We start from the raw sequence: 11,608 nt of genomic DNA on the forward strand, positions 1-11,608 counted from the left end.
ATTATTGATGTTGGATTCAAGGGCGATCGCACCTATCAATATTAGTCCAGGAGGCACGGGTGGTCAGAAACCGGGTTTTTTATGAAAAGATGGGTTGCACCCCGTAGATTGGGTAAAAAAGCCGGTTTCTTTGATAGGAGTGCGATCGCGAACTGTTTATTTTTGTAGTTGCGGTGTCTTCGCCGACGGGTACATGGATCCATGACTGTTTGAAAAATATTTTCCCCAAACAAAAAGCGCCCCTATTTCTAGGAGCGCTTTTTGTCAATCGATAGCTAAAACTTAGCCATTGATAGAAGGAGCAACCATTGCTACGGGAGTTGTTTCGCCAGCAGCCAAGTCGAGAGGGAAGTTGTGAGCGTTGCGCTCGTGCATTACTTCCATACCCAAGTTAGCGCGGTTGATGACATCAGCCCAAGTATTGATGACGCGACCTTGAGAGTCGATAATCGATTGGTTGAAGTTGAAACCGTTCAAGTTGAAAGCCATCGTGGAGATACCCAAAGCGGTAAACCAGATGCCTACTACTGGCCATGCACCTAACAAGAAGTGCAAAGAACGGCTGTTGTTGAAAGAAGCGTATTGGAAAATCAAACGACCGAAGTAGCCGTGGGCTGCAACGATGTTGTAGGTTTCTTCTTCTTGACCGAATTTGTAACCGTAGTTTTGCGATTCAGTTTCGGTTGTTTCACGAACCAAAGAAGAAGTAACGAGAGAACCGTGCATGGCGGAGAACAAGCTACCACCGAAGACACCAGCTACTCCCAACATGTGGAACGGGTGCATCAGGATGTTGTGCTCGGCTTGGAACACGATCATGAAGTTGAAGGTGCCGGAGATACCCAAGGGCATACCGTCAGAGAAGGAACCTTGACCGATCGGGTAGATCAAGAATACTGCGGTGGCTGCTGCAACTGGTGCAGAGTAAGCGACGCAGATCCAAGGACGCATACCTAAGCGGTAGGACAGTTCCCATTCACGACCCATGTAGCAGAAAATGCCGATCAGGAAGTGAAATACTACCAATTGGTAGGGGCCGCCGTTGTACAACCACTCATCGAGGGAAGCTGCTTCCCAGATTGGGTAGAAGTGCAAGCCGATCGCGTTTGATGAAGGAACAACAGCACCTGTGATGATGTTGTTACCAAACATTAAGGAACCTGCTACTGGTTCGCGGATGCCGTCGATGTCCACTGGAGGGGCAGCGATGAAGGCGATGATGTAGCAGATGGTGGCAGTTAGCAAGGTAGGAATCATCAAGACGCCGAACCAGCCTACATAAATGCGGTTGTCGGTGGATGTGACCCAGTTGCAAAACTGTTCCCACAGATTGGCGCTTTCGCGTTGCTGTAAGGTTGTTGTCATTTGCTTATGATTGCTTTATTTGGTTTTCAATGTTCGTGACGGCTTTGTGTTCCGCCATGTAAATAAACATAAAGCTTTTATTTCAGTTTGTAAAGGACTTTTAAGCACATTTTTTCTTATAGTTATCATAAGCTAGGCTTATCAAAAGCTATAAGGCCTGCTGTATCCGGAGTTTAAAAGCAGAAGGCGGAATTTGCGGGCGATCGAACGAGCAGAAGAATGCTCATAATCTACCGGAGCAACGAGATTGGGGACTGGCGTCCGTGTTAAGATAGATGAAGGGTTGCGATCGCCAACCGCAAAACTCGCACTGTACAGATATATGTTGTTGCGCAAGTCCGATCGATAAAAGTCCCAAGGAATGTCCCGCACCGTCACCTACAGCCCTGCTTATACTCTGGTTCCCACTTACGAGTGTTTTAACCGCTGCACCTATTGCAATTTTCGGGCAGAACCCCTGCAAAGTCCTTGGCTGACACTACCATCCGCCGAAAAACAGCTTTTGCTGTTGCAAACTCAAGGTGTAATTGAAATTCTCATCCTCAGCGGCGAGGTACACCCTCACAGTCAACGGCGAAAAGCTTGGTTGCAGCGGATTTATGATTTGTGCGAACTGGCACTTGGTCTGGGATTTTTGCCGCATACTAATGTGGGCCCGCTCAGCTTTGAGGAGATGGCACAGTTAAAAAAGGTCAATGTATCGATGGGGCTGATGCTAGAACAACTCGCCCCACATTTGTTAGAAACTGTTCACCGGCACGCACCGAGTAAAGTGCCGGCGCTGCGGCTGCAACAGTTAGAATGGGCTGGGAAATTAAAGATTCCGTTTACAACTGGTTTGCTGCTGGGAATTGGGGAAAGTGAGGCCGATTGGATTGAGACATTAAAGGCGATCGCCCGGATTCATTCGCGTTACAATCACATTCAAGAAGTTATCCTCCAGCCACACAGTCCGGGAAATCAGCAAAGTTGGGACGGTGAAGTTTTTGATTCTACAAAAATGCCCGAAGTAATTGCGATCGCCCGCAGCATTTTACCATCTGAAATCAGGTTGCAAATTCCGCCAAATTTAGTTGCACAGCCAGAGATATTGCTGGCTTGTTTAGAAGCAGGTGCTAGAGATTTAGGAGGAATTGGACCGCGGGATGAAGTTAATCCCGATTATCCTCACCTGCAACACCAAACTTTAACAGAAATTTTAGCAGCATCGGGATGGCAACTCGTGCAGCGTTTGCCTGTTTATCCTCAGTACGATAAGTGGCTGCCGCAGACATTGCAAACTGCTGTTAAACACTGGAGACTCAATCGATTTTAGATTTTCGATTTTCGATTTTCGATTGAACAATTGAGCCTACCGATTTTAGATTTTCGATTTTCGATTTTCGATTGAACAATTGAGCCTACCGATTTTAGATTTTCGATTTTCGATTTTCGATTGAACAATTGAGCCTACTGATAAATCCGGGGGCCCCGGCTCAAATTGCTTGATAGTCAGTCATTAATTATGGGTAATGGGTAATTGGTAGCAATATTCTTTAAATTGCTGCTATAGAGATTTTAAATCAAAGAACCGCCACCATCAATCCACACTTCAGTGCCTGTGATAAAGCTGGACGCATCGGATACTAAAAATAAAACTAATTGGGCTATTTGTTCGCTAGAACCGGGAGTATTATCCGTCAAAGGAATCAGGTCTTGAATGGCTTCAGGCTCGAGTGGAATGTCATCAAGATTGCGCTTAACCGTGCTTTCATCAATGTCAGTCTCGACCGCGCCCGGACAGATAACATTTACTCTGATTTTGCTGGGGGCAAGTTCTAGCGCCAGCATTTTCGCTAAAGCTACTTGGGCCGCTTTGCTGGAAGAGTAAGCTGTGGCGCCAACTTTCTTGAAACTTCTGGTGCCATTAATCGACGATGTAATGACGATAGAACCTCCTTGTTTTTTCAGATAAGGAACAGCATACTTAACAGCCAAGAATGTTCCTCTGAGGTTGGTATTAATTGTCTTGTCCCACTCTTCGGGTTCTATCTCTTCTATCGGCGACCATACACCGTTAATACCTGCATTTGCCAACAAAATATCAATTCTTTGATATTCATCAAAAATAGTTTGAAATGCCTGTTGCATTTGCATCGAATCGGCCACATCTGCTGCAACAGCTAGCCCGCAGCCTCCTTCATCGACCAACTGGCGGACGGTTTCTTGCGCAGTTTCTAAAGTGCGATTGATAATAGCAACTTTTGCGCCTTCCTTGGCCATTAAAATTGCTGCTGCACGACCAATCCCCGACCCTCCGCCGGTAATAACGGCAACTTTTTGTGAGAGTTTCATAATTTTTTATGTAAAATCACATTATAATATACGATCGCATAGCCTAAAAATAGAACTAGAGAGAGAACTTTAGTCCTAACTATAGATAGATTTTAGTTATCAAAGATATAAAAGCAAAAAGTAAAAAGATATGTTGCTTTTTACTTTTTACCGTTAACACAGTCCTTACGGCTGCGGAACCCAGACAGACACTGAACCGGCGTTACACCTAAAATCAGCCCAACCATCCTCATTAGTTGCGATTGGTTCTTGGATGTGTTCGGTAATGTCAATATAAGTTCGATTCGGTTGTCCGACTTCCATAAACTTAGTACCATCGCCTCCGTTACTGAGTACCACAGCCATGCCGCCCGGATGTTCTTCATCTCCGAGTCGCGTCCAGCCAAGGGTGTTGGCGTGGTCGAAGTAATCGTACTGATTGCCGTAGGAATAAGTTTGGCGCGCTAACAAGAATTTATCAAGAAGAAACTGATGTTTGTCTAACCAAATCTCGTATTCATTGCCATCATTTGCTTTATCCTTATAGTTAGCGCCGTAATAATCCGGGTAAAAAATGCACGGATATCCTTCGCGCCGCAGCAGGATTAAAGCGTAGGCAAGGGGTTTAAACCAAGCCTCGACAACCGATTCTAGGGATTGTAAGGGTTGGGAATCATGGTTGTCAACCAAGGTAACGGCGAGGGTGGGCTGGTCTTGGACGAGGGTGTTATCAAAAATTGTTCGTAAGTCGTAGCTATTGCCGGCTTTGCTAGCAGCCTGGAAGTTGTAGTGGAGGGGTACGTCAAATAAGGCTACTTTACCGTTCGTTGCTTCGATGAAGGAGTGCAAAGCTTCCACTTCATAAGACCAATATTCGCCGACGGCAAATAGGTCGCGTTGGGCATAGTGGCGGACGTGTTCCAACCATTCTAGGAAAAATTCTGCTGATACGTGTTTGACGGCATCGAAGCGAAAGCCGTCAACGTTTGTTGTATCGACATACCACTCACCCCAGTATTTTAATTCGCCGGTGACTTCTGGGTGAGCCATATCTAAATCGCAACCCATGAGGTAGTCAAAGTTGCCTTTTTCTAAGTCTACTCCTCGATCGAATTCTTTGCCTTTGAGTAGGTAAATGGCATGGGCTTCTGTGTTGTAAACGTTGTAATCAATGGCATCAAAATGCCACCAATGCCACTCCATGCTGGAATATTTTTTGTCGCGACCGGGAAAAGTAAAATGCGTCCAAGCTTTGATGTTTTGATATTCGCCTACTGGGGAATTCCGGTCATCGGGATGGAAGGGTGTGGCTTCGGCTTCTTCTTCTGCATCGGCACCTAATTTGTGGTTGAAGACAACATCGGCATAAATCCGAATTCCTGCATCTTGGGCAGCTTTTATCGCGTGCAGATATTCATCTTTTGTCCCGTATTTCGTTCGTACCGACCCTTTTTGGTCGAACTCGCCTAAATCGAATAAGTCGTAGACGGCATACCCCACATCACTATCGCCATTTGTTGCTTTATAGGCGGGTGGCAACCAAAGGGATGTAACGCCTATTTTGGCTAAATCTTTTGCAGATTTCGCTAGTTGATTCCAAAGGCTGCCGTCAGCGGGGTTGTACCAGTGGAAATACTGCATCATCACGCCATTGACTTGAGACATATATTTAGTTTTGCCTGTTTTGTAAAGTTGCTAGATATATTTTTGTTAGTTGCCGATCGCTCTAGCTATGTCTGCAATCTATGGTCTATAAATATCATAATAGATGGGGCTGCTAAAAACAATCTATCTGTTGATGTATTGACAACAGAATGTGAGTTTGATAATAATTATTTTAGGCAAAACGAAAAATATTAATCTGGTGGCGATTGCGCGGCAACTCGCTCAACTCTGGTGTTCCAAGTACCGTCGATCGCCAATTCAAGCAATCTAAATCCCGGCGGGATTTCGTCAACTATAATCGGATGGCTTTTGGGTAAAAGTTGGAGACAGGTACTGGGCGTTCCCAAGTAGGAAACTCCGCTTCGCTGTTGGTGAAATTCTTGGTGAATGTGGCCGCAGAGGACTATTTTGATTTGAGGGTATCGATCGACAATTGCTAAAAATTCATTGGCATTGTGCAGCATCATTCCATCCATTATTTCACAGTCGATCGGCAGCGGATGATGGTGCAAGGCAATGATAACAGGTCGATCGCCGGTTTGTTGCAGTTGAGAGTCCAGCCAGTGCAAGCTTTCTGGGGAAAGCCGCCCGCCGTCGCATCCGGCTTCCACACTCGAAAGTAATAGAAATTGCCAGTTTCCTAGCATCCATGATTTTTCAGGGGAAAGGGGCGGCTGATTTAAGATTTCTGCCATGACTGGGATGTTGTCGTGGTTCCCAGGTATCCAGTAGGCGGGTATTCCGAGGGGGGCGATGAGGGAGACGAGGCGCTGGTAGGATTCGGGTGTTTCGTCTTGGGACAAGTCGCCTGTGAGTAGGAGTAAGTCGGGCTGCGGCTGTATCTGTTGCAAGCGATCGAGAACTGCTTGGAGGGTGCGGGTTGTTGAGAGGCCTTTCCATTCTCGATCGATCTCTGCAAACAAGTGAGTGTCGGTGATTTGGGCGACGAGTAGGGGAGAAACTGGTGTCATGGCTGGTGTGGCGGGTCGTTGCTATAGTTCTAGAGTAGCTTCCCACAAGGGTTTTGGGGATATGGGAAAAAAGGGCGATTCCCTACCCTTGGGGAACCCACGCGCGTTGGGGATAGCTGCGCTTTACGAAATTTTTGACAGGTATGTTAAAATTTTCGAGATTTGGTGTACTATAAGAAAACGTCAAATTTCAGACGTGACGGCGGCATAGCCAAGTGGTAAGGCAGAGGTCTGCAAAACCTCCACCCCCAGTTCAAATCTGGGTGCCGCCTTTTTTAATTTCTACAGTAACAAGTTGTTTGTCACTGATAACAGAGTTTTGTCCATTGAGGGAGAAGGAACCAGAGTATACGCATCCGGTTTCGCCGTGGCGGTTTATGCTGTGGTGGAATTCATTCATGGCGATCGATCTGGTAGAGTTTGATATGGCAAGGGGAACAATTTCTTAAAGTCTGGTGAGCCTGTCACTCCGGTGTGGTTGGATTGGATACCTCAGCAGTTGGAGGTTAAATTAGAGAAGCAATCGGTTAAGATAGCAGTTCTCCCATGAGAAAAGTACAATCTCTTGTTTAAACTATTTTTATTCAAAAGTAATGCTAGAAATTAACTTTCAACATATTCGTCCTTATAATCGTGGAGTGACAGACGCATTTGAAGAGTTATCATGTCAAATATTTCACCGATTATCTGATAATTCAATTCAAAACTTTCACTTACCGCAAGGAAGCCAATTTCAACGTTTTCGAGGAGCAGGGGGTGATGGTGGAGTTGAAGCACTTTGGATTTTACCCAACGGTAAAAAGTGGGGACTTCAATCTAAATTTTTTGAAAAGGATAAATTAGAAAGCTCTGAATTTAATCAAATGAGAAACTCACTGGAAACGGCAGTGAATAATCATCCTGAAATTACCCTATACATATACTGTATTCCATTTAACCCTACAGGAAAAAAAGCAGAAGGCAAGCAAGGAAAAAGCCAAACAGAAAAACTTAATGAATGGAAAGAAGAACAACTCAAAAACTTAAGATATAAGAATATTAATCTTGATATTGAATTTTGGACAGAAAGTAAACTCAGAGATTATTTACTTGCTGTAGATAAAGAAGGTGGTTTACGTCGCTATTGGTTTGACCATGAAGTGATGACAAATGATTGGCTTAAAAAACGATTAAATGATGCTGAAGCTCAAGCAGGTAAACGTTATTCTCCAAAACTTTCCGTGAATGTTCCTGCTTTTGATGCTTTAGAAGCTTTCGCTTATCAAGATACTTGGCAAAAACAAGTTGAACAGTATTTACAAGAACTTAATAAAAATGTTCAAGAATGGCATAGTCATGTTAGAAATGCCAATGAATTAGCCCAGGATAGCTATCAAACAGTTGAAAATATCACAGATCAACTTATTTCATTGACATCTGTTTTAAGGAAACCTATTGATCTTCAATCTTCCAATGATTTACAGACAGCAAGCTTACAGGTTAATAATTTAATAGAAAACATAATACAAGTAGAAGAAATATTTCTCAATGAACTTCTGGAAAACCATGGTAAAAATGCAGATACTCCCCAATTTCGACAGTTTCAAGCTGAGCATCAATGTAATTTTCCTGCTGCAAAGTTAGATACAACTCGTGATTTACTTAAATGTTTACATGAAATTGCTGAATGGAGCAGTAATCCAAAATTTCTTTTACCTATAAGTCAGTTTATGCTCCTTCGTGGCTGCGCTGGAGTTGGTAAAACCCACGCTATTGTGGATCACGCTCTACATATCAGTAAAACAGGACAAATATGTTTAGTATTTTATGGTGAAGATTTTACTGGAGATGAACCTTGGAAAATTATTCTTAATAAACTGGGATTATCTAGCAATATTAGCCGAGATGAACTTTGGGGAATGATTGATTCCGCAGCAGAAGCAACTGAAAAACCCGCAATAATTTATATTGATGCTCTTAATGAATCACCAGAAAAAAGAAAATGGAAAACATCTTGGTTAAAACCTTTATGTCAACAAATTACTAACTTTCCCAGATTAAAATTATGTGTCTCCTGTCGGGATACTTATTTAGATGAAGTATTTGGTGAAACAAGTGAATGGGTTGAGTTTGAACATAATGGTTTTCTTGGACGTGAGTTTGATGCAATTAAGCAATTTTTTGAATTTTATCAGTTAGAACCACCAGCTACACCATTATTACAATCCGAGTTTGCAAATCCTTTGTTTTTACATTTAGTTTGTCAAGCTATACAAGGAATTGAATCTAGATCAATACCTCTTGGTAGTCTGGGATTTACTGATCTTTTACATTTATTCTTTGAAGAGAAGAATAAACGAATAGCAGAAGTTTGTCGTTATGATAACAGAGATGACAATGTTACTAAGGCTGTTAATGCTTTAGCTACAAAAATGGCTGAAGAAAAAACTCGACTACTTTCAAGAGAGACAGCCCGGGAAGTTGTTAACCAGATATTTTCTGTTGAGGATAGTGAACGCTCACTATTTATTCAATTAGAAAAAGAAGGGTTAATTGCTCTTATTGAACAAAGAACTAGACATCTTGCACCTAAAAAATGGTGTTGTCGCTTTACATTCGAGCGTGTAGCAGACTTTTTAATTGCTTTATATTTCTTGGAAGGAATTGAAACTAACCAGCTTAATCCTACCAATCCCAATGCCATACCATCACTTGCTCAACTAAGCAATATTGTTAGACCTGATTCTGACAAGGAAACTTTTAATGAAAATAAAGCCTTGCTAGAAGCATTTTCGATTATTTTACCTGAAAAATTTAAATTTGAGCTAACTGATGTTATTAACAATAACAATATAGATCGTTATCAAATTTTATTGCCAATTATTGGTTCGGGATTTCAATGGCGTGCTATTGAGAGTTTTTCTGAAATAACTAGAGATTTAGTTTATGAAGGTTTATCTAATTCTAATTGTTGTTCAACAATGTTAGATTCCCTTTTTGGAATTACAGCAATTCCCAATCATCCCCTTAATGCTGAATTTATTAATGATTTCCTAAATAAAAAGGATTTAACAACTAGAGATCCATTTTGGTGTGCTTTGCTTCACGAAGATTTTGAAAAGCAAAAAGGAGCTTGGCGCTTAATTGAATGGTCGCTTAAAGCAGATTTATCTTCATTTAGCGAAGAAAGCAGTCGTTTATGGGCATTGTTTTTAAGTTGGTGTTGTGCTGCTTCCGATAGAAGAGTTCGAGATAGAGCAACCAAAGGCTTAACCAGGTTTTTTGTGAGTCATCCTAGTATTATTAAAATAACTTTAACTAAATTTCTTGATGTTGATGATGATTATGTCTTAGAAAGAGTTAGTTTAGCTGCTTATAGTTCAATCTTGCTTGTAGATGATAACGATTTACTTCAGGATGTTGCCAACACAATTTATACTCATGTTTTTGATATAGGTAATATCCCAGAAAATGCTCTTATTCGTGATTGGCTAAGATTAATTGTTGAATTAGCTTCTAGTCGTCATCTATTAAATAATACTATTAATATCAGTAAATTTAGACCACCTTACAACAGTCTGCCTATTCAGATTCCCTCAGAAGAAGACATCGCTCATTTAAAAGAGCAAGAAGCTTTTCAGACAAACATGAATCTGGACGAATTCCCAGGTGGATTTGGTGGAACTGATTTTGCCAGATATATTTTAGAACCTCGTGTTCTTCGTCATTATTACAGCTTTGAAAATCTAGGAATAGAACAACAAAACATACATCGTTGGTTTATTAAAAGTGTTTCTGAATTAGGCTATCCTGGTTTAGATGAACAATGCTACGAGTACGATCGGGATCTGATGGATAAATATGGTAGTTTAAGAGGGCGACCAACTTGGGTAGAACGACTTGGAAAAAAATATTACTGGATTTTATTGCAGCGTTTAGCAGGAGTTTTAGCAGATCATTTACCGAGACAGATAGATTCATGGGAAAACGAAACTTCTCTTCCAAGATTACAAGGTATAGATTTACGGGATATAGACCCAACTGATTTACGGGCTTTTTCAACTGAATTAAAGATTAATACAGAATGGTATCAACCTGTTAATTACGATTTAACTACAGTTTCCGAGTTAACTCATGATGAATGGATTGCATTGCCAGATTTTCCTGACCTGGAACAAATAATACAAATTACTGATAATCAAGGAGAACGATGGGTACATCTATCACTTGATTCTTCATTAAAGAAAGTTATTTCTAATGAAGCTAATGCACAAGAGTCCAAGCGAAGGTTAATAACTATTTTGAGAAGTGTTTATGTACCTAGTTCTGATATTCAGAATATTATAGAAGCATTATCTAATACTTCCTTCTTTGGTGATTTAGATATTGCACATGACTACAAATTATTAATGGCAGAGTACCCCAAGACAATAGCTTATCAACAGCGTTTTGAAACTGGAGAAATATCTTTAAGATATGAACTTATAGGTACAGAAAATGCTCAATCTACAACAATTGAACTTCTGAGAGGTAATGAATGGGAATATGATTGTAGTCAAAATGAATATATTTCCAGCCTGAAGGTTCCTGTACCAGATTTAGTTAATTTTAACAACTTAAAATGGGATGGTAAATCTAGTTGGTTAGATGAGTCTAAAACTATTCAGATTAATGAAATATCTACACAAAGTAGTTCTGGTGTTTTGATTAAAAGTGATTATCTTAAAAACTTTCTTGAAACTAGTTCATTAGCTATAGTTTTAATTGGATATCAAGAGAAGTCAGGGATTACTGGTCATTCTCCTAGCCCGAGTAACAGGCTTAGAAATGTGTATATATTTGATGGACATACTATTATTAAGGCTTCCTGAATCTCTCAAACTACAAAGTAGGGATATTAAATCTGCTTCCACAATTGGGACTGGATTAGCGATCGCTCCCCAAATCCTAATTTGAGAGTCTCCAAATCAATCCTTGATAATCCCTTATTCAAGGCCAGAATCGCCGCCATCACCGGAATTTCCAACTTTTAAAAATATCTCGCACCTCAGCAAACGTCTTAGACTTAAACCGATCCGCTTCATCAATAATCAGCATTTCCACACCGCAACCCTTGAGAACCCGCATCGTGGGATCGGAAATTTCAGCGATCATTCCCTTAACTACCTGATACTTCAAATGCTCAACCATCACCCCAAACAATTCCTTCGCCCCGCACTCTTGCGGAATTATGACAATTTATACCATTTTGCCAAATAAGTGCTACAATGCCAGAAAAATAAGGGATATTTTATGAAGGTCAACTATCAAGAAAG

8 protein-coding genes and 1 tRNA gene are annotated in these 11,608 nt (G+C 41.3%); 4 read left to right on the top strand and 5 right to left on the bottom strand.

All coding sequences use genetic code 11. The annotated features are described in order from the left end of the window. Positions 1 to 282: 282 nt before the first annotated feature. Positions 283 to 1,365, bottom strand: coding sequence for a photosystem II q(b) protein (gene psbA, locus QUB56_RS24375; RefSeq protein WP_332958712.1), 1,083 nt, complete (start codon positions 1,363 to 1,365; stop codon positions 283 to 285). Positions 1,366 to 1,726: 361 nt separating this feature from the next. Here psbA and cofG point away from each other — a divergent pair, with 361 nt between their 5' ends. Continuing rightward, positions 1,727 to 2,680, top strand: coding sequence for a 7,8-didemethyl-8-hydroxy-5-deazariboflavin synthase subunit CofG (gene cofG / locus QUB56_RS24380; protein ID WP_332958714.1), 954 nt, complete (start codon positions 1,727 to 1,729; stop codon positions 2,678 to 2,680). 242 nt (positions 2,681 to 2,922) lie between these two features. Here cofG and QUB56_RS24385 read toward each other — a convergent pair whose 3' ends face one another. The 3 genes from QUB56_RS24385 to cpdA form a co-directional block, all read right to left on the bottom strand. Continuing rightward, a complete protein-coding gene (locus QUB56_RS24385) occupies positions 2,923 to 3,699 on the bottom strand; it encodes an SDR family NAD(P)-dependent oxidoreductase (protein ID WP_332958718.1) in 777 nt (258 codons plus the stop codon). A 165-nt stretch (positions 3,700 to 3,864) separates the two neighbouring features. Continuing rightward, positions 3,865 to 5,343, bottom strand: coding sequence for an alpha-amylase (locus QUB56_RS24390; RefSeq protein WP_332958720.1), 1,479 nt, complete (start codon positions 5,341 to 5,343; stop codon positions 3,865 to 3,867). Positions 5,344 to 5,534: 191 nt separating this feature from the next. Next, a complete protein-coding gene (gene cpdA / locus QUB56_RS24395; protein ID WP_332958721.1) occupies positions 5,535 to 6,314 on the bottom strand; it encodes a 3',5'-cyclic-AMP phosphodiesterase in 780 nt (259 codons plus the stop codon). Positions 6,315 to 6,515: 201 nt separating this feature from the next. Between cpdA and QUB56_RS24400 the strand changes: the two genes are divergently transcribed. From QUB56_RS24400 to QUB56_RS24410, 3 genes are all read left to right on the top strand, one after another. Then, positions 6,516 to 6,586 (top strand) — tRNA-Cys (locus QUB56_RS24400). Positions 6,587 to 6,613: 27 nt separating this feature from the next. Beyond that, positions 6,614 to 6,763: a hypothetical protein gene (locus QUB56_RS24405; protein WP_332958722.1), complete on the top strand. Its 150-nt coding sequence runs from the start codon at positions 6,614 to 6,616 to the stop codon at positions 6,761 to 6,763. Positions 6,764 to 6,907: 144 nt separating this feature from the next. Next, on the top strand, positions 6,908 to 11,164 hold the full coding sequence (locus tag QUB56_RS24410; protein ID WP_332958723.1) for a hypothetical protein: 4,257 nt from the start codon (positions 6,908 to 6,910) through the stop codon (positions 11,162 to 11,164). Positions 11,165 to 11,303: 139 nt separating this feature from the next. Here QUB56_RS24410 and QUB56_RS24415 read toward each other — a convergent pair whose 3' ends face one another. Continuing rightward, positions 11,304 to 11,531, bottom strand: a complete 228-nt coding sequence (locus tag QUB56_RS24415) for a TniB family NTP-binding protein (RefSeq protein ID WP_332958725.1) — start codon at positions 11,529 to 11,531, stop codon at positions 11,304 to 11,306. Positions 11,532 to 11,608 lie beyond the last annotated feature (77 nt).

This window comes from Microcoleus sp. AR_TQ3_B6 (genome assembly GCF_036702785.1).
In the GTDB taxonomy this organism is placed as follows: Bacteria; Cyanobacteriota; Cyanobacteriia; order Cyanobacteriales; family Microcoleaceae; genus Microcoleus.

What these genes read in the sequence shown, in the direction of transcription:
- psbA (WP_332958712.1), bottom strand. Translation starts at nt 1,365, where the DNA reads ATGACAACAACCTTACAGCAACGCGAAAGCGCCAATCTGTGGGAACAG.
- cofG (WP_332958714.1), top strand. Translation starts at nt 1,727, where the DNA reads ATGTCCCGCACCGTCACCTACAGCCCTGCTTATACTCTGGTTCCCACT.
- QUB56_RS24385 (WP_332958718.1), bottom strand. Translation starts at nt 3,699, where the DNA reads ATGAAACTCTCACAAAAAGTTGCCGTTATTACCGGCGGAGGGTCGGGG.
- QUB56_RS24390 (WP_332958720.1), bottom strand. Translation starts at nt 5,343, where the DNA reads ATGTCTCAAGTCAATGGCGTGATGATGCAGTATTTCCACTGGTACAAC.
- cpdA (WP_332958721.1), bottom strand. Translation starts at nt 6,314, where the DNA reads ATGACACCAGTTTCTCCCCTACTCGTCGCCCAAATCACCGACACTCAC.
- QUB56_RS24410 (WP_332958723.1), top strand. Translation starts at nt 6,908, where the DNA reads ATGCTAGAAATTAACTTTCAACATATTCGTCCTTATAATCGTGGAGTG.